This is a genomic window from Asticcacaulis excentricus CB 48, assembly GCF_000175215.2.
Taxonomy (GTDB): Bacteria; Pseudomonadota; Alphaproteobacteria; order Caulobacterales; family Caulobacteraceae; genus Asticcacaulis; species Asticcacaulis excentricus.
In genome coordinates, this window is record NC_014816.1 from 1,521,364 (window position 1) to 1,543,885 (window position 22,522).

22 protein-coding genes and 1 pseudogene are annotated in these 22,522 nt (G+C 59.2%); 8 read left to right on the forward strand and 15 right to left on the reverse strand.

The window, feature by feature from the left end; translation table 11 throughout:
• Window positions 1-15 precede the first annotated feature (15 nt).
• Together ASTEX_RS07000 and ASTEX_RS07005 are read right to left on the reverse strand one after the other, a co-directional pair.
• Entirely contained in the window at window positions 16-669 is a 654-nt protein-coding gene (locus ASTEX_RS07000; RefSeq protein WP_013478907.1) for a ChrR family anti-sigma-E factor, read from the reverse strand.
• Window positions 666-1,304: a sigma-70 family RNA polymerase sigma factor gene (locus ASTEX_RS07005; RefSeq protein ID WP_013478908.1), complete on the reverse strand. Its 639-nt coding sequence runs from the start codon at window positions 1,302-1,304 to the stop codon at window positions 666-668. The genes ASTEX_RS07000 and ASTEX_RS07005 overlap by 4 nt, the downstream gene beginning before the upstream one ends.
• Before the next feature lie 167 nt (window positions 1,305-1,471).
• Here ASTEX_RS07005 and ASTEX_RS07010 point away from each other — a divergent pair, with 167 nt between their 5' ends.
• Entirely contained in the window at window positions 1,472-2,851 is a 1,380-nt protein-coding gene (locus ASTEX_RS07010) for an NAD(P)/FAD-dependent oxidoreductase (protein ID WP_013478909.1), read from the forward strand.
• On the forward strand, window positions 2,848-3,690 hold the full coding sequence (locus ASTEX_RS07015; protein ID WP_013478910.1) for a DUF1365 domain-containing protein: 843 nt from the start codon (window positions 2,848-2,850) through the stop codon (window positions 3,688-3,690). Before ASTEX_RS07010 ends, ASTEX_RS07015 begins: the two co-directional genes overlap by 4 nt.
• Before the next feature lie 124 nt (window positions 3,691-3,814).
• Here ASTEX_RS07015 and ASTEX_RS07020 read toward each other — a convergent pair whose 3' ends face one another.
• Window positions 3,815-6,688, reverse strand: coding sequence for a glycoside hydrolase family 31 protein (locus ASTEX_RS07020; protein ID WP_013478911.1), 2,874 nt, complete (start codon window positions 6,686-6,688; stop codon window positions 3,815-3,817).
• A gap of 137 nt (window positions 6,689-6,825) precedes the next feature.
• Window positions 6,826-8,487, reverse strand: coding sequence for a GH35 family beta-galactosidase (locus tag ASTEX_RS07025; protein WP_013478912.1), 1,662 nt, complete (start codon window positions 8,485-8,487; stop codon window positions 6,826-6,828).
• Between the two features lie 375 nt (window positions 8,488-8,862).
• On the opposite strand from ASTEX_RS07025, the gene ASTEX_RS07030 reads away from it, so the two are divergent.
• Together ASTEX_RS07030 and ASTEX_RS07035 are read left to right on the forward strand one after the other, a co-directional pair.
• Entirely contained in the window at window positions 8,863-9,570 is a 708-nt protein-coding gene (locus ASTEX_RS07030; protein WP_013478913.1) for a FadR/GntR family transcriptional regulator, read from the forward strand.
• Window positions 9,571-9,650: 80 nt separating this feature from the next.
• A pseudogene (locus tag ASTEX_RS07035) lies at window positions 9,651-10,148 on the forward strand (DUF6968 family protein); the annotation flags it as partial.
• Here the strand turns inward: ASTEX_RS07035 and cckA are convergent.
• From cckA to flgB, 7 genes are all read right to left on the reverse strand, one after another.
• A complete protein-coding gene (gene cckA, locus ASTEX_RS07040; RefSeq protein WP_013478915.1) occupies window positions 10,126-12,279 on the reverse strand; it encodes a cell cycle histidine kinase CckA in 2,154 nt (717 codons plus the stop codon). The pseudogene ASTEX_RS07035 and the gene cckA sit on opposite strands and share 23 nt — an antisense overlap.
• Window positions 12,280-12,446: 167 nt before the next feature.
• Complete coding sequence (flhB, locus tag ASTEX_RS07045; protein WP_013478916.1) at window positions 12,447-13,514, reverse strand: flagellar biosynthesis protein FlhB; 1,068 nt, start codon at window positions 13,512-13,514, stop codon at window positions 12,447-12,449.
• Window positions 13,515-14,321 (reverse strand): flagellar biosynthetic protein FliR, encoded by an 807-nt coding sequence (gene fliR, locus ASTEX_RS07050; RefSeq protein ID WP_013478917.1) that lies wholly within the window; start codon window positions 14,319-14,321, stop codon window positions 13,515-13,517.
• Between the two features lie 42 nt (window positions 14,322-14,363).
• Window positions 14,364-14,627, reverse strand: coding sequence for a flagellar biosynthesis protein FliQ (fliQ, locus tag ASTEX_RS07055; protein ID WP_013478918.1), 264 nt, complete (start codon window positions 14,625-14,627; stop codon window positions 14,364-14,366).
• A gap of 103 nt (window positions 14,628-14,730) precedes the next feature.
• Window positions 14,731-15,039, reverse strand: coding sequence for a flagellar hook-basal body complex protein FliE (fliE, locus tag ASTEX_RS07060; protein ID WP_013478919.1), 309 nt, complete (start codon window positions 15,037-15,039; stop codon window positions 14,731-14,733).
• Between the two features lie 11 nt (window positions 15,040-15,050).
• Window positions 15,051-15,473 (reverse strand): flagellar basal body rod protein FlgC, encoded by a 423-nt coding sequence (gene flgC, locus ASTEX_RS07065; protein ID WP_013478920.1) that lies wholly within the window; start codon window positions 15,471-15,473, stop codon window positions 15,051-15,053.
• Between the two features lie 13 nt (window positions 15,474-15,486).
• Window positions 15,487-15,900, reverse strand: coding sequence for a flagellar basal body rod protein FlgB (gene flgB / locus ASTEX_RS07070; protein WP_013478921.1), 414 nt, complete (start codon window positions 15,898-15,900; stop codon window positions 15,487-15,489).
• Between the two features lie 137 nt (window positions 15,901-16,037).
• On the opposite strand from flgB, the gene ASTEX_RS07075 reads away from it, so the two are divergent.
• From ASTEX_RS07075 to ASTEX_RS07090, 4 genes are all read left to right on the forward strand, one after another.
• Window positions 16,038-16,358, forward strand: a complete 321-nt coding sequence (locus ASTEX_RS07075; RefSeq protein ID WP_013478922.1) for a flagellar biosynthetic protein FliO — start codon at window positions 16,038-16,040, stop codon at window positions 16,356-16,358.
• Window positions 16,358-17,164, forward strand: a complete 807-nt coding sequence (fliP, locus tag ASTEX_RS07080) for a flagellar type III secretion system pore protein FliP (protein WP_013478923.1) — start codon at window positions 16,358-16,360, stop codon at window positions 17,162-17,164. Before ASTEX_RS07075 ends, fliP begins: the two co-directional genes overlap by 1 nt.
• A 161-nt stretch (window positions 17,165-17,325) precedes the next feature.
• Window positions 17,326-17,727 (forward strand): hypothetical protein, encoded by a 402-nt coding sequence (locus ASTEX_RS07085; RefSeq protein ID WP_013478924.1) that lies wholly within the window; start codon window positions 17,326-17,328, stop codon window positions 17,725-17,727.
• 207 nt (window positions 17,728-17,934) lie between these two features.
• Window positions 17,935-18,960 carry an IS110 family RNA-guided transposase gene (locus tag ASTEX_RS07090; protein ID WP_013478925.1) on the forward strand — a complete coding sequence of 342 codons (1,026 nt, stop codon included), beginning with the start codon at window positions 17,935-17,937 and terminating at the stop codon, window positions 18,958-18,960.
• Window positions 18,961-19,208: 248 nt separating this feature from the next.
• Here ASTEX_RS07090 and ASTEX_RS07095 read toward each other — a convergent pair whose 3' ends face one another.
• The 4 genes from ASTEX_RS07095 to ASTEX_RS07110 all read right to left on the reverse strand — a co-directional run bounded on the left by ASTEX_RS07095 (window position 19,209) and on the right by ASTEX_RS07110 (window position 22,411).
• The gene (locus ASTEX_RS07095; RefSeq protein WP_013478926.1) at window positions 19,209-19,448 is read right to left on the reverse strand and encodes a type II toxin-antitoxin system ParD family antitoxin; all 240 of its coding nucleotides are present in this window, start codon (window positions 19,446-19,448) and stop codon (window positions 19,209-19,211) included.
• A 51-nt stretch (window positions 19,449-19,499) separates the two neighbouring features.
• The gene (locus tag ASTEX_RS07100; protein WP_013478927.1) at window positions 19,500-20,483 is read right to left on the reverse strand and encodes a nucleoside hydrolase; all 984 of its coding nucleotides are present in this window, start codon (window positions 20,481-20,483) and stop codon (window positions 19,500-19,502) included.
• 50 nt (window positions 20,484-20,533) lie between these two features.
• The gene (locus ASTEX_RS07105; protein WP_013478928.1) at window positions 20,534-21,451 is read right to left on the reverse strand and encodes a hypothetical protein; all 918 of its coding nucleotides are present in this window, start codon (window positions 21,449-21,451) and stop codon (window positions 20,534-20,536) included.
• A 78-nt stretch (window positions 21,452-21,529) separates the two neighbouring features.
• Complete coding sequence (locus tag ASTEX_RS07110; RefSeq protein ID WP_013478929.1) at window positions 21,530-22,411, reverse strand: SPFH domain-containing protein; 882 nt, start codon at window positions 22,409-22,411, stop codon at window positions 21,530-21,532.
• Between the last annotated feature and the right edge of the window lie 111 nt (window positions 22,412-22,522).

Here is a 22,522-nt window from a genome sequence, read left to right on the forward strand (position 1 = left end):
GAAATGTGGGTCGGATCAGATACGCGCGAAAGGCTGCAACAGTTTACCCAAAAGCGTCTTCGGCGCGATGGGCGCGTTCGCCGCGATCAGGCACAGGCAATCGTCCGACGCGATCAGGGGCGAATGGTGATCGCCTTCGTCACACGACACGCAATCGCCTGGATGATAAGCCCCGCGATCGTCGCTGAAACAGCCGCTTAGAACCAAAGTCATCTCCAGCCCCTGATGGTCGTGAACCGGCATTTGCATGCCGCCCTTGACGTACATCAGATAGGTCAGGCCGCGCCCATCTTTTGGGGCGTCAAGATGCGCCATCCAAACGCCGGGCGCGCCCCAGTAGCGGGGCTTAAAGGCCGCTGCTCGCACAGACTCAGGCAACTCAATTCCCTTAAGATAGGCGGGCAGTTCGGGCGCAACGCGCGGCTCAGGCGCTTCTTCGGGGCGCTCGATACGCGCCAACGCGAGCTCAAGCGCGTCATCCGACATATCGACGGGCAAAACCTCGTCCAGCATAGACGCGCCGATGGCGTCAAACAGGCGCAGCGACATGCGGCAATGTGGGCACATTTCCAGATGCGTTTCGACCAGAAGGGTTTGACCAGCATTCAGACGACCGCGGTGGTAGTCGAGCAGGATAACCTCATCGAGGTGATGGCTGATGGACGTCATACGCTTTTACTTTCAGTTCGCGTTTCAAAAGCCGCCCGCAGCCGCAACAACGCTAGCCGAAGGCGTGATTTCACAGTCCCCAGAGGGATAGAAAGAGCCTGAGCGATGTCTCCATGCGACAGGTCCTCAAAAAACGACAAACGCACCACTTCACGCTGTTCCGGCGACAGGGTCTGCATCAGGACACCGATGGTTTTGGCGTCCTGCACCCCGATCAGGTGCGTATCCGGAGCCTGTTCCGGCTCCGGGGCCCACAGGTCTTCCGGCAGGGTCTGCGCCCGCTTTTGCTTGCGCACGCCGTCGATATGCAGGTTCCGCGCGATAGAATAGATCCACGTCGTCGCTGATGCCTTGGAAGGGTCAAAGTAGGACGCCTTGCGCCACACATTCAGCAGGGCATCCTGCGCCAAATCTTCGGCTTCGATGGCGGTCAGACCGCGCCCCATCATGAAGGCCTTGAGTTTGGGTGCATACTGACTGAACAATTGCGCATAGGCCGCGCGGTCACGCCCTTCGGCGATGCGTAAAATCAGGGCTTCGGGCACACCCACGGGACGCCCTCCCCGGCTCAGGCCAGTCTCTGCGACGATCATACGCGCAGAAGACCCGATTAAATCGTCGCGGTCAAAGGACATTTGAGGCCGCCCGTAAAGAGTCGATGTGGACTTGGCTGTTGTCATGAGGCTTTTACGCCGCGGCCACAGGTTTGGATGAATCAGAATAGTATTTCCGGAAAATCAGATAGGATGATCCAGCGCTCGACTCCCGGCGTAAGCGTTGCAGCATATATAAGGACACAAGAATGTACGACGCCAGCCGCGCCACCCCGGACATTTCCCGCCGCCCCCGTATCGCCATTGTGGGCACAGGGATTTCCGGCTTATCAGCCGCCTGGCACCTCCACCCACACAATGACATCACGGTGTTTGAAAAAGAAGACCGACCCGGCGGCCACAGCCACAGCGTCAATATCGGCAGCGCCGAAGCCCCTCTGTGGGTCGATATGGGCTTTATCGTCTTTAATACGCCCTGCTACCCCAATCTGACGGCCCTGCTCGACTATATCGGCGCGCCGCATCAGTCTTCTGACATGTCGTTCGGCGTCTCCATCGACAAGGGGCGTCTGGAATACGCTTCTGTGTCCTTAGCCGGGCTTCTGGCGCAGTGGGGCAATGTGGCGCGCCCGCGTTTCCTGCGCCTGATGTGGGATCTGGTCCGCTTCTACAAGACCGCCCCCCTCGATTACAAGGCGCGTCAGGATGAGACCCTGACTTTGGGCGCGTATCTGATCAGCCGGCGTTATTCGCGGGCCTTTATCGAGGACCATCTGGTGCCGCAGGCCGCCGCCATCTGGTCCACATCGGCCGCCGAGGTGATGGACTATCCCTTCCGCGCCTTTATGAACTTCTTTGAAAATCATGGTCTGCTAAAGCTCAATCTGGCCGAACGCATCCAGTGGCGCACGGTCACCGGCGGCTCTCAGGCCTATGTAAAGCGCCTGATTGAACCGTTCAGACACCGCATCCGCACCAGTTGCGCCATATTGCGGGCCGAACGCCAAGCCGAAGGTGTGACCCTGACCGATACGCAAGGCGAGAGGCATCACTTCGACGAGGTGGTGTTCGCCACCCACGCCCACGACACCCTGCGTATATTGGGTGACAATGCCACGCCGCAGGAACGTGAGGTGCTGTCGGCCTTCCGCTACACCGACAACGAAGTGGTGATGCACATCGACGCCAGCCTGATGCCGCGCCGCCGCCACGCCTGGGCAAGCTGGAACTATATCGGCCGCAAGGACGAGATGACGGCGGGGCGTATGCTGTGCGTGACCTACTGGATGAACCTGTTGCAAAACCTGCCCGGTCAGGACGTGTTTGTGACGCTCAACCCCGTCACGCCGATTGCCGAAAACAAGGTGATCAAGCGAATGATGTTCGACCACCCCCTTTTCGATCAGGCCGCCATCGCCGCCCAGACGCAGTTGGGAGCCTTACAGGGTGTCAACCGCACGTGGTTCTGCGGGGCCTATTTTGGTGCGGGCTTCCACGAGGACGGCCTCCAATCGGGTCTCGCCGTTGCTGAGGCTATCAGTGGCGTTTCGCGCCCATGGGCCTTTGACTGGAGCCGCTCACGCATCTTCTGGCAACCGAGCCGCACCCTACTGGAGGCGGCGGAATGATGCGCCCGGCCCTCTATGCCGGCCCCGTCATGCACCACCGCTTTGCGCCCAAGGTGCACCATCTGGAATATTCAGTGTTTCAGATCCTGTTCGATCTCGACCACCTCGACCAAAGCCTCAAACCCTTAAAGACGCTGGGACTCAACCGTTTCAACCTGCTGGGCTTTTATGAGCGCGACCACGGGCCGATCAGGGGCGACACCGCCACGCCACTGCGGGAGCGGATCATTGCCTTTCTGACGCCACAGGGGCTTTATGAGCCGGGCGATAGGCTGTTCCTCTTGGCCATGCCGCGCGTTATGGGTTTCGTTTTCAACCCGATCAGCCTCTATTTCGTTGAAAAGCCCGACGGCGACCTGCGCGCAGTGGTCTATCAGGTGAACAATACCTTCGGCGACCGTCATTGCTACGTCCTGCCGGTAAAGGACAAGGGGCGGCTTCATCAGGCGGCTGACAAACGGCTGCACGTATCGCCGTTCATGGATATGGACATGGCCTACAGCTTTGACCTGACGCCACCGGAGGCGCGCTTCGGCCTGCGCATCCTGCTGGAGCAAGTGCGCCCAGAAGGCCGCGAAAAAATGCTGGTTGCTAGCTTCACTGCCCAACGCGAGGCGCTGAGCGACCGCGTGTTGATGAGATACTTCCTTACCATGCCGCTCATGACTCTCAAGGTCGTATGGGGCATACACTGGGAAGCCTTGAAACTCTGGCTGAAGGGGGTCAAATACCGCCCCGGCCCCAAACAGGCCCCGGATGTCTTCAGTGTGGGACAGCCTCTCCCCCCGTCCTACGACCCCGGTTTGTCGGGAGAGATGGTACCGCGCGAAGCGCGGTAAAGGAAGGCCGCATTGCGAGAGTTTCAACAAATTCTCTGATCGTTGAAACCAGCGAAACCAACATCTGCGCTTCGCTTATTAATCCCCTCCCCACCAGAAGCAGGGAGGGGTAAGACACGCGCACTTACGGCCGCTTCACCTTCACCGCATTGCCGGAATAGGCGACGTTGATGGCCGGGGCGTCGAAGTCGGTCGTCTTGTCGCCCGCCTTCAAGAAACGCACCTTAAAGGTGCGCACCGCGACCATCTTATCGTACTGGCCGGTGCGGGCCCCGATGGTCAGTTCACCGGTTTTGTCACTATAGCTGAACGGGATGCGGGTGAACTTGCCCTTCTCATAGCCATTCGACACACCATCGTCCTCATAGAGGCTGTAGCGGCCATCGGCACCCGTATAGACATTAATGGTCAGCGCGGCATCAGGCTTTTCATCGACATACTGCATGACCGGGCCCATGGGCAAGATTGACCCTGCCTTGACGAAAAGCGGCAACTGATCTAGCGGGGCCGCAACGGTCTGCGTCTGACCGCCCTTTACTGTCTCCCCTGTATAAGCGTTGTACCAATTTGCACCCGCCGGGAAATAGACGCTGCGTGAGGTCGCCTGATACTTCGTAACCGGCGCGACCAGGATCGACTTACCAAACATATAGGCGTCCTTGACGTCCTTACCCCTGGCATCCGTCGGGAAGTCCAGCGCAAAGCCGCGCATGATCGGCGCCGACTCGTAATGGGCGTCCGCCGCCGCCGAATAGATGTACGGCATCAGCCGGTAACGCAGCTCAAGGAACCACACCATATTGGCACGCATGGGCGAACCCGGCGGCGAGATTTCGTGGATTTCGCGCTTCACGCCTTCGCCGTGCGAGCGGAAGAGCGGCGAAAAGGCCCCAAATTGCCACCAGCGCTGGTTCAGCTCACGCCATTCCTTCAGGTCCTCAGCCGTACCCGTACCGCCGGCGGCGCGATTTTCCTGCAGCGCGCCGACATCCTTGCCCTGAAAGCGCGTTTCCTGTGCATAGCCGCCAATATCGTGCGTCCAGTTAGGCACGCCGGAGAAGCCGGTCTGCACGCCTGCCGAAATCTGATCGTACAGATTGTCCCAAGTGCCGACGACATCACCCGACCAAAGGGCGGCGGCATTGCGTTGCACTCCCGCAAAGCCCGAACGGGTCAGGATGAATTGACGCTTGTCCGGCTGATCGGCCTTAAGCCCCTCATAGACGGCCTGAGAGCTCATGGTCGAATAGGCGTTGTGAACCAGTGCGCCCGGCCCCATCTGGGTCGGGGTGATCAACTCGGCAAACTCCTCTGGGCTGGTGTTCGAACGTACGTCCGGCTCGGTATTGTCCATCCACCAGGCGTCGAAGCCGTACTTGGCCAGACCTTCCTTCATCTGGCGGTAGTAGATGTCGCGCGCTTCCTGATTGTAGGGCGAATAGTGGCTGTTGAGATAGCCCGGCCCCACCCAGTCCTTGGCACCCAGTTCGACATTGCGGCGCCACATATAGCCTTTGGCGTCCAGCTCCTTATAGTTGTCGGTATTGGGATAGAACTTGCCCCAGATCGAGATCATGATGCGGGCGTTCTGCTTGTGCACCTCATCGACCAGCTTTTGCGGATCTGGGAAGCGAACGGGGTCGAACTTGTGGCTGCCCCACTGGTCTTCGGGCCAGTAGAACCAGTCCTGAACGATATTGTCGATCGGCCACTTATTGTCGCGATAGGTCTTGAGCACCCCCAGAAGCTGGTCCTGCGTCTCATAACGCTGGCGTGACTGCCAGAAGCCATAGGCCCACTTTGGCATCATCGGCGGCTTACCCGTCACGGTGTGATAGCCGGAAATGACGCCGTCGAGGCTGTCGGCGGAGATGAAATAATAGGTCAGGCCTGTGCCTGCCTCAGAGGTGAAGCGCAGCGAGTGCTTGTCGGCTGCCGGTTCCGGATTGGAATGGTGCAAAGAGATGAGACCGCCCGACGGCAGCCACTCGACTTGGAACTTGACTGGCTTGTTTTTGACGAAGGTCTGCTCGAAATTGTTGTACCAGGCGTTCCAGCCCATACGCCAAATACCGTGGTCGAAGATCGTCTTGCCATCGACCTTCATCGTCACATAGTCAGAGGCAAACAGGCGCATCTTGTGCACGCCCGGCGTGTCTGAGGTGGCCGAGCCTTCCCAGACGACCTTGACTTTTTTGCCCGTCGTCGCGGCCTTGCTCAGCGCCGGATCGGTCGGCCAGTACTTATCGACATCGCTCAGGAACTGATATCGGATGTCGGGCTCAACACGCGTCAGAATCAGCTTGTCATCGACATAGTATTTGGCAGTCAGGCCTTTTGAGCCATCCAGCGCCGTCAGTTTCAGATCGCGGCTGGCCAGACCGAAGCGAACCGGATTTCCAAAGCGCGTGACCGAATTGTTGTCCCACAGCACGCCGTAATTCTTGTCCGACACAACGAAGGGGATGCCGATATCCATATTGTGCTGGCGCAGCTCAATGTCTTCGCCGTTGAGGTTCATCTGGGCGTTCTGGTGCTGCCCCAGACCGTAAAAGGCCTCGGTCGTGCCGGGGTTGAACTGAGCCGTGGTGGCCACATAGGATTTACCCTCGACGGTCACGGGCGTGATGGCGCTCTTGACCTCTTTCAGGACCGGCTGACCCTTGGCGTTGAAGAAGGTGATGCGTCCGGTGCTGAGATCGACCTGTGCCGAGGCGGCAGCGGCTTTAACGGTCACGCTACCCTTGCCTTCGGCCACCGTGAACTTGCCTTCCGGCTTGGCGACAGCCATCAGTGACGGAAGTTGCGCGCGCGCCGGGTCATCGACGCCGACCACCTGAATGATCGAGTCCGTGATGACATTGAGGCGGATTTCTTTCGCCGTGCCGGTGTCCGGCTTGACCACAATGCCGGTATCGGTGCGGCTGTAGGTCCCGGCCAGCGCCGTGGAGGCCATCAGGGCGACGGCCAGCGTCGAGGCGTAGATATAGGGTTTCATCTGTCTTCTCCCGAATATCTCTTCTCCCTTGAGGGAGAAGGTGGCGCATAAGCGCCGGATGAGGGGGGCACGCAGGACAAACTAAGCGTCCCCTCACCCCGGCCCTCTCTCTGCGCGAACAGAAAGAGGGTTGATTATCAATAGGTTGCCAGCTTGACCTTAAGAACAGCCGGCTGGCCGGTCAGGTTCAGGCCGTAGTCTGTCTGGTCGCCATTCCACACGAAATCGACCACCCACTGGCCGTTTTCAAAGTGCCCCTGTTCGACCGAACGGAAGATCAGGTTCTTGCCTTTGTTTTTGGGGCCCAGCCCGAAATTCAGCCGGGCGTGGACTCCGGTGATCAGAAACTCATCTTCCGACAACTGTGCCACGACCACGCCACCATTGGGCTTTTCACGCCCCGGCACCGGGTCGATCTTGCCCAACCACGTCCATTCGGTCAGGCCGAACTGCCACTCACCATAGAGCACGTCGAGCTTCCACTTGCCGCCAAGGTCGATGGATTGCGGTTTGCGGTCATCGGCCTCAGCGACGCCCCAGACGGGGTTTTCATAGGCGATCTTCGCCCAGTCGCGCATCATGGGCGCAAACAGGACGTATTTTTCGCGAAACGGTTTCAGGCCTTCCGGTGAGATGTCCTTCCCGCCCAGCGGGTAGTTGGTATAGCCCGTATAGTCGATACCGAAGGGCGAGAAGCCAATGCCCCCACGGCCGAAAACGCTGAAGATATAGCGGGCAAATTCGGTATCCGAACCGGTTTCCGGCACAAACAGCGGGTTCTCGAACTTCGAATAAAGGCTCAGCACCGCCTCGTAATTGGCCGAGTCACGCTTGTAGATATCGGGCGCTATGATATCGATGGCCGGGGCCGCCGCCTGATAGATGTCGATGACATTGTGGGTCGGCCCGCCGGACGAATAGGTCTCTGGCCCCACCTCGATCAGCGGCTCACGCAGGGCCGCATTGACGTACATGGGCAGGTCATAGACGGCGCGACCGGCGGCCGCGATCTCATTGATATAGCTGGCGATATGCCAGGCGTGGAAATATTCGTCGGCATTCTTGCCGAACACCTCGCTCCAGGTCCCGCCCTTGCTGATCCCCTTCTTTTTGAGCAACGCCTGTGGCACCGGCCCTTTGAAGACCTTTTCGGCCTTAGGCGAATAGTCGCGCACGCTGCCATAGGTGCCGGACTCGTTCTGCGGCTGGATCATGATGACCGTATGCTGGTCGCCATCGATCTTCTTCAGATGCGTCATCAGGGCGACAAAGGCCTTCTTGTCGGCCTCCAGCGTCGTGCGCTCCATCGGCGACAGGCAATAGGACATCGTCCCGTCTTTTTTGGTAATGCGCGGGAAGCGTTTGTTATCTAGCTTCACCCAGTCCGGCGTATAATTGGGCGAGGTATTTTTCCACGTCCCGAACCATAACAGCACCAAACGTATATTGTTCTGGCGGGCCTGCTTTACCAACTCATCGACGTATGAGAAGTCGAACTGGCCTTCCTTCGGCTCAATCTGCTCCCAGGCCACCGGGATTTCCAGTGTATTGGCCTGAATATCCTTCAGGGCCGGCCACACCTTGGGAAGTTGCGCCACATAATTGGAGGAATTATTAGCCTGCGCCCCCAGAATGAGGTACGGCGCGCCGTCGACCATCAGCGCCGCCTTGCCGTTCTTTTTGACCACCTGCGGCAGCGGCTTGTTTTGCGCCAGCGCCTGCGTGAGGGGCACAAGGCACATAGCGGCACCGAACATGGTGACAGACATCAACAAACGGCGCGATACTCTTAGACCCATGCACGGCTCTCCTGACTAACCGATGCGACGCACCGGCGCTTATGACGGACACACGGTCCGCGTCTGAACTTCGCTTGAGGGATAAACAGTCGCCCGCCTTTTATAGACGGTGCGCCTGCACCGCACTGTTCCCTCGCAACCGACACCACTTCTGAAAAGGCGCCATTTTTTATTATACAATTGTCTTAATCATCCTCGCTTTAGGGCGCAAGGTCAAAAATGATAACGCTATCATTTTCAATCGTTTTCACATCAACTTGTCGTCTGGATGATCGTCCATGGGGCCTTGTTTGTCATTAAAGCTGGACAAGCGACGGAAATATCGGTGATTACTCATCTTATAACAAGACTCAGACATGCCCACAGGCCCCTTTTATGCGTACGCAGCACGGCGTTAGCCTCACCTACGGACTTTTGGAAACCCTCGGCCAATCGATTGTTTCCGGCCATTATGACGGCAACGGTTTTCCGACCGAGGCTGAACTGTGCCAACAGTTTTCGGCCAGCCGCACCGTCGCGCGTGAGGCGGTGAAGATGCTGACGGCCAAGGGCCTGTTGAGCGCCCGCCCACGTCAGGGCACCAAGGTCGAACCGGTCAGCCGCTGGAACCTTCTCGATCCGGATGTCACCCGCTGGCTGATGGAACGCCCCTTCTCCAACACCATCTACCGCGAATTTACCGAGGTGCGTCTGGCTATTGAACCCGTGGCCGCTGCCTTGGCCGCACAGAATGCCGACCGTAAGGACATTAAGGCCATCCGTGACGGCCTGAACGGGATGCGCGACAATACGGCCGACCACGATCAGGCGCTACAGGCCGATATCGAGTTTCACGTCGCCATCCTGCGCGCGTCGGGCAACCCGTTTTTCTGGCAATTGCGTGAGCTGATCAATACGGCCCTGCGCCTGTCGATCAGCGTCACCAACAAGATTTCCGGCCACACCGCCTCGATCCCAGCGCACGAAGCCGTGTTGATTGCCATTGAAAAAGGCGATGCCGACGGCGCGCTGCACGCTATGCGCGCCATCTTGCTGGAATCGCTTGAACTGATCAAAACCTACGATCCGGCGGTGGGCGAATAGCCTCCATCCGCGGGGAGACCATGGACCATCGCAAAGAAGACGCCATCCTGCATCGCTAGTTTGAACTCGACGATGACGGGACTGTTGATCTCTATGTCTGGCGGCCTTTTGCGGAGACGGACGTCAGGTGGGCCTGCCCCTATCTCATCGAAGGCTTAGGAGCAGATAAGCCAAAAAAGGCCTACGGCATTGACGCAGTTCAAGAGTTGTACCTTTGCCAGAACATGGCCGCCACTGTCTTGTATCTCTGCGAACCTTATAAGGCCGGCCGCCTGACGTGGCTGGGCAGCCGTGATCTCGGTTTACCCATGTTTGCCAGTCTGGACCCCGCAACCGGAGATCTGGGGCAGGCCCAACTTCTGACAACGGCTGGACAATCCGCTGTACTAGCCATCCCCGGCTGCCCCCTGCCCTATATCGCCATCCCCGGCGAAAGGCTGGCGCGACTGACCCATCAGTTGCGCACAATTAGCCTTTCGCATCCAGACGTCGAGCTGGCCCGCATTGTTGAGGGTCTTGAAAGCGAACTGGCGTGGTATGAGGCGAACGCAAAACTCAAGCCGCCAGTTGCGCCTTGACCCGTTCGGCCAGAGTCTTGATGTCCAGCGGTTTGGGCAGGAAGGACACGCCCACCTCGTCTTCCAGAAGGTCCGAGAACTCGGCCTCGGCATAGCCCGAAATGAACATCACCGGCACATTACCAAGGAAGGGCCGGGCCTTTTTGAGCATGGACGGTCCGTCCAGACCTGGCATGATGACGTCAGAAATCAGCAGGTCAAACTTGTCACCGCTCTGGATGATGTCGAGTGCCTCTTCACCGTCCGACGCTTCGGTGACCTCATAGCCGCGCTGACGCAGCAGACGGGCGGCAATGCCGCGCACGATCTCTTCGTCCTCAACAAACAGGATGCGCCCGGCACCCGACATGTCCTTCGGCGTCACCTTGGGCGGCGTTACCGGCACCGCTTCGACCTTCGGCGCGTCGGGCTTTGCCACGTGCACCTTGATCGGCAGGAAGATTTTGAAGGTCGCGCCGTGACCGTCTGCGGGGGCCACGACCGAGGTGATGGCGATATGGCCATCGGCCTGATTGACGATGCCATAGACCGTGGCCAGCCCAAGTCCCGTCCCCTCACCCAGCGGCTTGGTGGTGAAAAACGGCTCGAACACCTTGGTCATGATCTCCGGCGGGATGCCGGGGCCATTATCCGACACCTCAATCAACGCCGCGCCCTGCGCCGGGGCGTCGGCCCAGCCCTGCGCCACGGCTTCGGCCTGAGTCAGCGCCGCCGAACGGATTTTGACGCGCCCGCCGCCGGACGCGTGCACCGCATCGCGCGCATTGACGACAAGGTTCATCACCGCCATCTCCATCTGGCCCTTGTCGGCGTGGATGTCGGGCAGGTCGCGGCCATATTCGGTTTCGAGCTTCACGTCCTCGCGCATCAGACGACGCAGAAGCACCTCGGATTCGGAGATCAACTCACCAAGATTGAGCGTGACGCGCTTTACCGTCTGCTTGCGCGAAAAGGCCAGCAGCTTGCGCACCAGATCCTCGGCGCGCGTCGAAATCTGCCGGATTTCGTTCAGCCCACCATAGGACGGGTCACCCAGCGGGTGATTGTGCAAAAGGTCTTCGACGCGCAGCTTGAGTCCGGTCAGGAGATTGTTCAGATCATGCGCCACGCCGCCGGCAAACTGCCCGATGGCCTGCATCTTCTGCACCTGCGCCAGAGACTGCTCGAGTTGTTTCTGCTCGCTGATGTCGAACAGGTAAAGCATGTAGCCGCCCGGCGTATGTGCCAGACGCACCTGTAGCGGCAGGTCTTTGTTCGACAGTAGCTTGACCTCAAAGGCGGTCTTTTTGGCATCGAGCTTCGCCTGCGCCTCTTCGCGCGATGCGGCGTCGATTAGGTCACCCCATACCCTGCCCGTCAAATCCGCCGCTGAGCCACCCATCAGGCGCGTAAACACCGGATTGACGCGGGTAATTTTCGCCGCCAGCAGCGTGTCGCCTTCCAGCAGCGCCTGACCAAAGGGCGCATCCGACCCGTCAAAGGCCGGAGCGACAGAGGGTTGCGCCACAACGGCTTCCGCCTCTTCTGGTGTGTCTATGCCCTCGGCAACCGGCAATTCATGATTGAGCAGAAGACCGGTGCCCAGCACGCCCTGCGAGGCGGCACGCACCAGCACGCGCTCATCGCCCAGACGCGACAACAGCATTTCAAAATCAAAGCTGCCCAGCCGCACCAGAGCGCGACTATGGCCCTGCGCGCGGGCTTCGCGCATGGCGACGAAAAGGGCAGCGCTGCCCTCTCCGGCCGGCAGACGCTTTTCATTGCCGCCCGCATCGCGCCAGGCGGGGTTGGTAGCGCTCAGGCGGCCGTCAAAACTGGCGATCGCCGCTGGCTCGGCCAGCGCCTCAACCAGAGCGGTGACGCCCGGCCCTTGTGCCCCGGTGTCATCGTCTTGGCCAAAGGCAAACAGCGCCACCGACACGACCGCGCCCATCACGATTACAAGGATGGTCAGGACCACGCCCACCGGCAGTTCCCCCGCGATGAACCAGAAGGCGGCGCACGCGCAAACCACGATGATCCCCACGACCGTCAGGGCCATAGGCGATGCAAAATCGCGCAACCGCTCCGGCAGGTTTTTGGGCGCAGCAGTTGGCTTATGAGCCGATGTTTGGGCGGGCGACGAAGACAAGGCGAAAACCTCTCACCAAAACGAATCGCCAGAGTTTAACCTAATTTGCCAATCCTGCCCGGATTTCACTCAGTGCATTCGTCGGCTGAGTTGAGCCGCCTCATCGCTCTGTACATTTTTATGCGCTTATCTGTCCGAAAAGTGTGTCACACTTTTCGGCGAGCGCTCTAAAATCCTCGCCGCTTGCGCACCATGACGAAGGAGATGATCTTAGCCACGGCCTGAAAATGCGTTTCTGGGATAATTTCATCTACGTCGATCGCTGCATAGAGCGCTCGGGCGAGCGGCGGGTCTTCGACAATGGCGATGTCGTGGTCACCGGCCACTTCGCGGATTTTGAGCGCCAACGTGTCCACCCCCTTGGCCACGCACAGCGGTGCGGGCGTTTCCTCATCATAGCGCAAGGCCACGGCGTAGTGGGTCGGATTGGTGATTACCACCGTTGCCTTGGGCACATTGGCCATCATGCGCTGACGCGACTTTTCCATGCGGATCTGCTTCAGGCGGCCCTTTACGTGCGGATCGCCTTCAGTCTGCTTGTATTCGTCCTTGACCTCGGTCTTGGTCATCTTCATGCGTTGCGAAAATCGTAACTTCTGAATGAAGTAGTCCGCCCCGCCTTCAAGCAGCATGAACAAGCACACCGCCACCGCCAGTGAGAAGAACACCTCCTTGGCATAGGGCAGCACCATAAGCGGCGACGCGCCGGCCAGACCCGCCACATCGCCCGCCCGTCCCTTGAGGATCATCCAGGTAATCACGCCCACGGCGATCAGTTTGATCACCGTCTTGGCGAACTGTATCAGGGCATCGACACCGAACAGGCGCTTGAAACCCGCCATCGGGTTGAGCTTGGAAAAGTCGGGCTTGAGCTTTTCGGTACTGAACATCAGGCCGGTCTGGGCCAGACTACCGATGGCGCCGGCGGCACCGGCCACCAGTAGGATCAGGGCAATGATGGGCAGGACCTGCCCCATCAGGTGGTGGGCTATGGTCAGACCGCCATCTCCCATCAACGAGTCGCGCAACAGGTGCGGCGCGGCCACAAACACCCGCAGCGTCTCGGTCAGCGACAGGGCGATTTTGTCACCATAGAGCATGACCAGTGCGCAGGCCGCGATCAGAGAAAGAGCCTGAGGGACGTCGGCGGATTTGGCAACGTCGCCCTTTTTACGCGCCTCTTCAAGTTTTCGGGCCGAGGCCTCTTCTGTCTTGTCTTCGCCTTCGTCGGCCACCTAAGCACCTCTTACAAAGAGGCGCAGGAATTCCTCATAGTGCTGAAGGAAAACCAGACCGGTGCCGCCCAGACTGAGGGCGAAGATGGCCAGCCCCAGCAGAACGCTGACCGGGGTGACCGCGAAGAAGATGGGAAAAGCCGGCATGATGCGGCCGATAAAACCGGCCGCGACATTGATAATCAGGCCGAAGACCAAAATGGGCGTCGTCATCTGGATAGCCAGCATGAAGGTATCGCCAACCGTGCGGATCATCAGTTGCGTCGCGTCGCCGACCATGACCGGGCGCATCGGCGGAAATACCCAGTAGGAGTCGCGCATCCCCGCAATAAATAGGTGGTGCAGATTGGTAGCATAGATCAGCACCAGCCCCAGCATGGCCAGAAAGGTGCCGATCGAAGTTGAGGGCTGAGCCTGCGCTGGATTAGCGGTCTGAGCAAAGGACAGGGTGGTTTGCAGCGACACCACCTCCCCCGCAATAGCCAGTGCCCCCAGAAAGGTGCGCATCAGCATCCCCAGCATCAGGCCAATCACCGCCTCATGGATGATAAGCCCGGCCATGGCCCCCAACTTGGGCGGTAAGGCGGGCATTTGCGACTGCACCACCGGCACCAGCATCAGCGTAAAGACAAAAGCAAAGGACAGGCGCATGCGCGGCGGCACGGCCTGATCCCCCAGCCCCGGAATGAGGATGGCTACCGAGCCCACGCGCACAAAGATCATCATGGCGGTGAACACCACCTGCGACGTACCGAAGAATGACGTGACTTCGGTCGGAAAATCCGGAGCGGGCGTAACGGGGATCATAACCGCCACCTATGACGCGATTCTTGCCGCTCAGACAGCGCGTCAGATGCCCGCGATCTTGGTGGCTATTTCCTTCATGAAGCCGGACAAAAGCGCCCCCATCAGCGGCAGGACCAGCAGTAGGGTCACGAAGACGGCGATGATCTTGGGGGCATAGATAAGAGTCTGTTCCTGAATCTGGGTCAGGGCTTGAAACAAGCCGATCACCACACCGACAACCAGACCGACGATCAGGACCGGAGCACAGAGCTGAATGGTCAGCCAGATGGCATCGCGGCCGACGCTGAGAACTTCTGTACCGGTCATGGAAAATCGCCCTACACTTAAGCCACGGACCCCACCGATCCGCTAGGCAGATTTTGCCGGCGACATGGTTAATTTGCCGTTAACGTCGGACGGATCAATATTTTCAGATCGGCATTCTCAGGATTTCCTGATAGGCGCTGATGACCTGATCACGGATGGCGATGACGCTTTCCAGAGACGCCTCAGCCGAAGCCACGGCGGTCACGGCGTCAATCAGTTCGGCCTTACCCTGCGAATGCGCGATCATTTGCGACTCGGCATTCTGGGTCGATTTCATCGTCTGTTCCATGGCCCCGTTCAAGACCTTGGAAAAGGCGGCGCCCACATCCTGCGTACGAGAGCCCTCTTCATGCAGGCCGGAGACCTGTTTCTGAACGGCCCCGTAGGCCTTGGCGACGAGCATGGGGTTCATTTAACGAGCCTCTAACGCTTAAGCAGATCGAGCGTCTTCTGTTCCATAGAGCGAGTCGTCTCGATGACATTGAGATTCGCCTCATAGGCCCGCTGCGCATCGCGCATGTCCATGCTTTGGATCAGACTCTTGACGTTCGAACGTTTAACATAGCCGTTGGCATCGGCTGCCGGGTGGCTGGGATCATAGTCCATTTCGAAAGCCGCCTCATCGGGCCGCACAGCCGCCAGTTTGACGCCCATCGCTCCGTCAATCTTAGCCGCCTCAAACACCGGAATCTGACCGCGATACGGGTCAGCGCCCGGCGTCTGACCGGTCGAGTCAGCATTGGCGATGTTTTCCGCGATGATGCGCATCCGCGCCTGCTGCGCCCTAAGCGCGCTGGCGGCGACCGAAAGGGTGGGATGGGTATCGGTGGTCTTGTTAATCGGCATCTGAACCTACCCCTTACTTGCCTGGTGCCTTAGTGGCCATGCGGATCAGGCCCAGCGACTTCTGATAGAAACCGAGCGCCGCCTCATACTGCATACGGCTTTCGGCCATTTTGAGCATCTGTTCTTCCAGCACGACCGAATTGCCGTCCATGGTGGTTTCGGAATCGGGCGAAACCACCGCTTTAGGTGCAAAATTGTTGCCGCCTTCGACATTCATATGCCCGGCATTGGTGACGCTGAGGCCAAGTTCGGTCTGTTCCTGCTGCCCTTTGAGGACGGAGGCAAAATCAAGCGCCTTAAGGTCGCGCGGCTTGAAACCCGGCGTCGAGGCATTGGCCACGTTTTGCGCCACCAGTTTCTGGCGCTGACCCAGCCAGGTCATCTTCTCTTTCAGCGCCCCAAGGAGGCCGATATTTTCCGTACTCATGCGCGATGCCTTACCTGTCCGCTCCGACTCAGCCTATGCAAAGCGGCAGGCAAAATATGCCCTCTTGTTGGTTAATGAGGCTTTAAGACCTTGTGCCTTAAATCGGGGCGGTGGTCGCGTATGGAGGGGTTGGCCCGATGGATGTCTTTTTAAGTCTGTTGCGGGCGGCCTTTGCGCTGGCCATCGTTCTGGGGCTGGTGCTAGGTTTGGCTTATGCCCTGCGCCGTTATGCGCCGCAACTGCTTGCGCGTTTTCAGGGGGAGCGCGGGGAACGCCGCCTGAGTGTCGTTGAAACCCTTGTCCTCGATCCGGCGCGGCGTCTGGTGATCGTGCGCGTCGATGATGAGGAGCGCCTGTTGCTGCTGGGCGAAGGTCAGGAACTGATCGAGCCGCGGCAACTGCCGGCGCCCAAGCCAAAACCTGCCCCTGTGCCCACCGTCAATCGACCGGTGCTGTGATGCGGATGCCCGACCTTTTTCGTCAGTTCGGCAAACCGATGCGCAAACGCGACTATGCCGTGACCCTGCTGGGGGGCATTCTCGGTTTTGCCCTGATGATCTTCCCCGGCGACGTGCTGGCGCAGTCGGTCAATCTCGACCTCGGGCAAGGCGGCACGCTAACGGCGCGCGTCGTGCAGATGCTGGGGCTTTTGACCGTCCTGTCGCTGGCGCCGTCCATCGTCATTATGACCACCTCCTTCATCCGCATCGTGGTGGTGCTATCCCTGCTCAGAACCGCGCTCGGCCTGCAACAAAGCCCCCCCAATGCGGTTCTGATCTCGCTGGCCATGTTCCTGTCGGCGGTGGTAATGGCCCCCACCTATCAGGCGGCCTATGACGCCGGCATCCGGCCGCTGATGGATCAGGAGATGGAGATGCCGCAGGCCTTTGATGCGGCCTCCGAACCGGTCAAGACCTTCATGCTGTCTCAGGTTGATGCCGGGGATCTCAACCTGTTTATACGCTTGTCTAAGGTTGAAAAGCCCAAGGACAATATGGACCTGCCGATCACGGTCATCACTCCGGCCTTTATGATCTCGGAGCTAAAGACGGCGTTCCTGATCGGGTTTCTCCTGTTTATCCCGTTTCTGGTGATCGATCTGGTGGTCGCCTCAGTGCTAATGAGTATGGGGATGATGATGCTGCCGCCAGTGGTGGTGTCGCTGCCGTTCAAGCTGATCTTCTTCGTTCTGGTCGATGGCTGGCGGCTGGTGTGCGGCTCATTGGTCGAAAGTTTCACCAAGGCAGGCGGCGCGGGGGGATAGGCAACGGTACCTCCCCGAGCCCTGAGACGAACAAATTGCGATATCTACGTTATGTTCACGGCGTTAAAAGCCGTTATAAATGGGATCAACCGGCTCGCGGTGATTGAACCTTGCGAGACCTCTTCTTTGCGTTTCGGCAAAACTTTTTTGGGAAAATTTCAATGTTCTCAAATATTCAAACGCGCCGTCAAAGCGATATTTGGCTGATGGCCGCGCTTTCGGCTCTCGTTGTCTATATGCTTGCCACAACCGTGGCTCTGGCTCAGGGCAAGCAAAATTTCACGCTCATCAATCACACCGGCTACACGATCTCCGAAGTCTATGTGTCGCCCAGCAAGTCGGACAGCTGGGACGATGATGTGATGGAAGAGGATGTGCTGCCCAACAACGCTCAGGTGGACATCGCCTTCAGCCGTAAGGAAAAGGCCTGCCTGTGGGACCTCAGGGTTGTCTACGATGACGGCGAGTCGGCGGAATGGGAAAACTTCAACCTGTGCGAAGTCTCCAGCATCGCCATCAGCTATAGCCGCAAGACCGGCGAAACCTGGGCCACCTACGAATAAGACCGTCCCATGGGTGTCTGTTGAGCAGGCGTCGGTCTCATACAGATATCGTCTTAACCGACGTGCCGTGCGGCGCGGGTTATCTGCTGTTATATAGATGGTGTAACGGCCCGGTTGCTGCGGCCCCTGTGAAGGGTGGTGGCCTCCCGGTATGATGGTTGAACGGCGTCAGTGATTGGACTGCGCCAAGCATCATAGGAGACCACCATGTTGTACTATACGGGTATCGACGTTTCTTTGGAAGCCTCGCATCTGTGCGTGGTTGACGAAGCAGGGACTGTCATAAAGGAGGCCAGAGTTGCGAGCGAGCCGGAAGCGCTGGTGGCATGGTTTTCGGCTCTGGGCTTTGCGGTGAAGCGGATTGGGCTTGAAGCTGGCCCCTTATCGCAATGGCTTTACGCGGGATTGAAGGCGGCGGGACTGGAGGTGTCTCTTCTTGAGACCCGGCATGTTCGTGACGCGTTTCGGGCGATGCCGGTGAAGACGGATCGCAAGGATGCCCGTGGGATAGCGCAGTTGATGCGCCTGGGCTGGTACCGGCAGGTACACTGCAAGTCGGTCAATGCGCAGGATAACCGCACGCTTCTCGCCGCCCGGAAGGTCCTGCAGTGCAAGTACCATGATCTTGAGATGAGCCTGCGCGGTCTCCTGCGCGGCTATGGCCTGAAGGTAGGAGAGACCACCCGTAAGACTTTCGAGCCGAGGGTGCGCGAACTGGCGGCAGATGTCCCAGGCCTGGCAGAAGTCGCTGAGGCCCTCCTCAAAGCGCGGGCGGTTCTGTTCGAGCAGTTCCGCGTCCTTGACGCGCGGATGATTGCGCACGCACGCAAGGACGAACGTGCGGGCTTGTTGATGACGGTTCCCGGCGTGGGTGCGCTGATTTCGCTCACCTTTGTGTCCGCAATCGATGATCCGGGGCGCTTCCGATCTTCGCGAACCGTCGGTGCGCACTTCGGCCTGACGCAACGCAAGTATCAGTCGGGCGAGACCGACATCACCGGTCGCATCTCTAAATGCGGAGATCAGGAGGTTCGAACCGCCCTTTACGAGGCGGCGAACATTATCCTGACCAGGCCAGTGAAGGGCTCTCAGCTTAAGAGCTGGGCGGCGAAGGTTGCGCAGAGGTCTGGGATGAAAAAGGCCAAGGTCGCCCTAGCTCGCAAGCTTTGCGTCGTAATGCACAGGATGCTGGTTGACGGCACATGTTTTGATCCTGCCCTTGCAGCGGCATAAGGGGCGCTAAAGACGAGAGATTCAGGCGGATAGACCATCACGCCTGATGGCAAGGTCCCGTCGCCGGGACGCACGGATCAGGTCAGGCCGGTGATGCGGGAGCAGCCCTTTGGGTGACTGCGCGTTCCTAGATTGGTCGGCCGGGTTCGTTAGGACAACCATCTTGTAGCGCCCTGGCGGCGACTACGTACAGAAGCATGAAGCCGGCGACGAAGACTGAGCCTTATCGGGAGTTGACATATGGTCCGTTACAGAAGCCCGCAATATCCTCTCAGACCGCTCAGAGCGCGGGGTGAGAGAATAACCTTCCTCCCCTTGGCGATCTCAGCGCGCACGGCTTCGCGTTGCCGACGTTTCTCCAGCCCGCAGTCTTCCTGCAGACGCAGGCCTTCGCGGATCACCTCGCTGACATTGTTGCAGCGGCCAATGGAGATCTGCGAATTGATGAAGGCCTCGAAATGCGGGTTGAGGGCGACCGAGGTCGCCATGCCAAGCTCCCATCTATCACTAAACGTTAGTAAAACCGCCCGCCGCCGCCCTCAAGCGCCGCGCGTCAGGCCCTCGACCAGTTGTCGCTTGAAGCCGGCCAGGTCTGTCCACTGCGTGGCCACGCGGACCGGCCGGCCCTTGGCTGGGTCGATCAGGGTCATACCCTCGTCCGACACGCTGAGCGGCAGGGTTTCAATCACGAGTTTCGACTCGTCAAAGGCCATCTCGACCGCCACAGCGTCAAACTGCACCGAGCTTTTCTGGCTCAAGTCGAAATCCTTCGCCATCCACGGCGCGTTGGGTAACCACACCTTGCTGTTTTCGATGCAGGCCACGGCGAAAGGATCATGGCTGCGCCACAGCTTTTGCCAGTCGGCCCCGTCCAGCGTCACAAGACCACAGGTATCGAGCGGCGTAATTGAGCAACTGAGCCAGTCGGCTGCGAAGATCGTGCGCAACGCCGCCGGATCGACCTTGACGTTGTATTCGGCATCGGAAGGCGCAACGCCCTTATAGCCGATACGCACGGAGCCAAACATGCCGATAAAGCGCGCCTTTTGCGCCAGTTTCGGCTCGCGTCGCAAGGCTTCGGCCAGTTCGGTGGCCGGACCGACGCTGATGATCGTCACCGTATCTGATGAGGCCATCACCGTGTCAATTATGGCCTGAGCGGCGTCCTTGCGCACCAGGCCGCGATAGGAGGCAAGCTTGTAATCACCCAGCCATTCGGCCTGCGCGCCCGTCTCCTCGCCCTTCGCACGCCCCATGGCAATGGCCACGTCGCTGCGCCTGGCCAGAGTGAGCAGTTTGGCCGTCAGGCGGGCCTTGTACTGGGGACTACCCGCATCGGTAGCCACCAGCCTGAGCGCCAGCTCCGGCCGCCGCAAAAGGTAAAGGAGCGCGAAGGTATCATCCACATCGCCGCCGATGTCGGTATGAAAAATGACCGGCACGGGCCTGCGCGGTTTAGCGGCCACAGACCCCGCCACCGACAGGGCCAGAGACGATAACAGCACAGTGCGACGGTCGAACATGAAGGACTCCTTTGGGGTGAGCCTATCGTCCGACCATCTTCACATCAAGGTCAGAACACATCGACCGAGCGCATCCCCCTATCGCTTAAGGCGCTGTACGCCGCTGCCGAAGCCCCGTAGATCAGAGCATAGAAGCCGCCCATCATCAGACTGCTGACCACGGTCTGTACAAAAAAGATCGGCGTCAACAGGGCCGTGACCGAGCTCATGTCCGGACGGCTCAGCTGCGTAATCGCCTGCACCCACCCTCCGCTTGTGCCGACCACCAGCGCAAAGACCAGGCTATAGACAATAATCATAATCAGGATCATCACCAGACCCAGCAGCAGATAACCACCCAACAGCTTCCAGCCCTGTCCTTCGGTCAGCTTGAAGCTGCCGAAAATATTGATCTTCTTCTCCGCAAAAGACTGGACCGATGCCAGCGACCATCGACTGACGACATACAGAAAAGCGACAATGCCGCCAACGAACAGAAGGAAGATCAGTATCCCGGCCAGTATCTCGCTGACCTGTCCAACCAGCGAGACCAAGCCAATAGATATGACCAACGCAATCCCGAAAAGGACGTAAAAGAGCGCCAGCGCCAGCGCCCACAATATCCCGACGAGTATCTGCCGGAACTCATCGCCCCCCAGTTTCAAAGAGGCAAAGCCACCGGCCATCGGCTGCAACTGGCTACGGAAGACGGCGCACTGGATGATCGCAGAAGAGATCACCCCCAGAACACCGGCAACTAGATAGACCGGCATAAGCGCCCCGAGATGACCGAACACCTGCATCGGGTCGGCATCGGGCGCGGTCTGATAGTTCTGCAGCGCCGTCAGCGCCGGACCCGCCACAGCCACTATAAGCAGTGACGACACCACACTGACCACCAGATAGACCAGACCCCAGACCAGCACAGCCAACGGGTTCTTCTTGATGATTTCGATGCCCGCAAAGGCAAAATCAATCGATAGCTTCATAATCCCCCCTCCCTTTCAGAGGTTTTAAACCGAGCAAAACTGGAGAGGGACGCAAAGCCCCTCTCCGGAGCGTTCATTTTAATCCGCCTTTTTCAGGTCGATGAACGGCGTGGCCGAGCCCGTGACCTGAGGCAGTTTGCCGTCCCACTTTTCGATGGCGCGAAGCTGCACCACGCCAGGGCTGGCGGCGATTGACTGGGCGATCAGGCGGTTCGCCTCGGCCTGACCGCGGGCCTCTTCGATCTTGGCATCGGCCTGCGCCTTGGCTACGGCGACCTGCGCCTGAGCCGCAGCGGCGTCGGCATCGGCCTTGGTCTTGGCCTGGATCGAATCGAGGATCACTTGCGGGTAGCGGATGGTGCCGATCCAGTCGAGCTGACTGATGTTGACGCCCTGCGGCTCCCACTTGCGATTGACGCGGGCCAGCGCCTTCTGGATCACTTGCTGGCGCCCGCCGCGATAAAGGAACTCGACACTAACCAACTCCGTTTCCGCCGCGATGGCCGAACGCACGTCGTTGCGGATCGGGCCTTCGAACATCTGATCGAAGGTCAAGCGGTATCGCTTGTAAAGCTCAGGCGCCTTACCCGCATCGATGCGCATAACAAGCTGCACGTCCGCCGTCATAGGCAGGGCATTGTTGTCAGAGAAGTTGATCTCTTCGTTTTCTGGGCCGCGCTCATCCTTTTCGCGCGTGTAAGTATAAGTGCGCTGGATGGCCGGGAATTCGACAATCCGCTCGCCGATCAGGTTGAGGTGCCAGCCCGACGGCAGGGCGGTCTTGTCCACGCCGGCATTGGGGCCCAGTGTGCGGATCTTCACGCCGACATTGCCGGGCTGGATCGTCTGCCCGCACGAGGCCAGACCAAACAGCGCCAGAAGCGCCACGGCACCCAGCGGCGCATAGACCTTCCAGCGACCAGAAAGCTTGGGAGCGGTATTAAGACTGTTGAGATTCATGGGCGTCTTCGGCCCGCCGTCATACGGCGCGGTCCGTCCTTTCTAAAAGTGAGAGTGGGTTTCGAGACAAAAAGATACGCGCCCTGAAAAGGGGTAGCATCGTCTGGGCTT

What these genes read in the sequence shown, in the direction of transcription:
- ASTEX_RS07090 (WP_013478925.1), top strand. Translation starts at nt 17,935, where the DNA reads ATGTTGTACTATACGGGTATCGACGTTTCTTTGGAAGCCTCGCATCTG.
- flgC (WP_013478920.1), bottom strand. Translation starts at nt 15,473, where the DNA reads ATGCCGATTAACAAGACCACCGATACCCATCCCACCCTTTCGGTCGCC.
- ASTEX_RS07085 (WP_013478924.1), top strand. Translation starts at nt 17,326, where the DNA reads ATGTTCTCAAATATTCAAACGCGCCGTCAAAGCGATATTTGGCTGATG.
- ASTEX_RS07100 (WP_013478927.1), bottom strand. Translation starts at nt 20,483, where the DNA reads ATGTTCGACCGTCGCACTGTGCTGTTATCGTCTCTGGCCCTGTCGGTG.
- ASTEX_RS07025 (WP_013478912.1), bottom strand. Translation starts at nt 8,487, where the DNA reads ATGGGTCTAAGAGTATCGCGCCGTTTGTTGATGTCTGTCACCATGTTC.
- ASTEX_RS07020 (WP_013478911.1), bottom strand. Translation starts at nt 6,688, where the DNA reads ATGAAACCCTATATCTACGCCTCGACGCTGGCCGTCGCCCTGATGGCC.
- flgB (WP_013478921.1), bottom strand. Translation starts at nt 15,900, where the DNA reads ATGAGTACGGAAAATATCGGCCTCCTTGGGGCGCTGAAAGAGAAGATG.
- fliE (WP_013478919.1), bottom strand. Translation starts at nt 15,039, where the DNA reads ATGAACCCCATGCTCGTCGCCAAGGCCTACGGGGCCGTTCAGAAACAG.
- ASTEX_RS07110 (WP_013478929.1), bottom strand. Translation starts at nt 22,411, where the DNA reads ATGAATCTCAACAGTCTTAATACCGCTCCCAAGCTTTCTGGTCGCTGG.
- ASTEX_RS07015 (WP_013478910.1), top strand. Translation starts at nt 2,848, where the DNA reads ATGATGCGCCCGGCCCTCTATGCCGGCCCCGTCATGCACCACCGCTTT.
- fliR (WP_013478917.1), bottom strand. Translation starts at nt 14,321, where the DNA reads ATGATCCCCGTTACGCCCGCTCCGGATTTTCCGACCGAAGTCACGTCA.
- ASTEX_RS07030 (WP_013478913.1), top strand. Translation starts at nt 8,863, where the DNA reads ATGCGTACGCAGCACGGCGTTAGCCTCACCTACGGACTTTTGGAAACC.
- fliQ (WP_013478918.1), bottom strand. Translation starts at nt 14,627, where the DNA reads ATGACCGGTACAGAAGTTCTCAGCGTCGGCCGCGATGCCATCTGGCTG.
- fliP (WP_013478923.1), top strand. Translation starts at nt 16,358, where the DNA reads ATGCGGATGCCCGACCTTTTTCGTCAGTTCGGCAAACCGATGCGCAAA.
- ASTEX_RS07000 (WP_013478907.1), bottom strand. Translation starts at nt 669, where the DNA reads ATGACGTCCATCAGCCATCACCTCGATGAGGTTATCCTGCTCGACTAC.
- ASTEX_RS07010 (WP_013478909.1), top strand. Translation starts at nt 1,472, where the DNA reads ATGTACGACGCCAGCCGCGCCACCCCGGACATTTCCCGCCGCCCCCGT.
- ASTEX_RS07105 (WP_013478928.1), bottom strand. Translation starts at nt 21,451, where the DNA reads ATGAAGCTATCGATTGATTTTGCCTTTGCGGGCATCGAAATCATCAAG.
- ASTEX_RS07005 (WP_013478908.1), bottom strand. Translation starts at nt 1,304, where the DNA reads ATGTCCTTTGACCGCGACGATTTAATCGGGTCTTCTGCGCGTATGATC.
- ASTEX_RS07095 (WP_013478926.1), bottom strand. Translation starts at nt 19,448, where the DNA reads ATGGCGACCTCGGTCGCCCTCAACCCGCATTTCGAGGCCTTCATCAAT.
- ASTEX_RS07075 (WP_013478922.1), top strand. Translation starts at nt 16,038, where the DNA reads ATGGATGTCTTTTTAAGTCTGTTGCGGGCGGCCTTTGCGCTGGCCATC.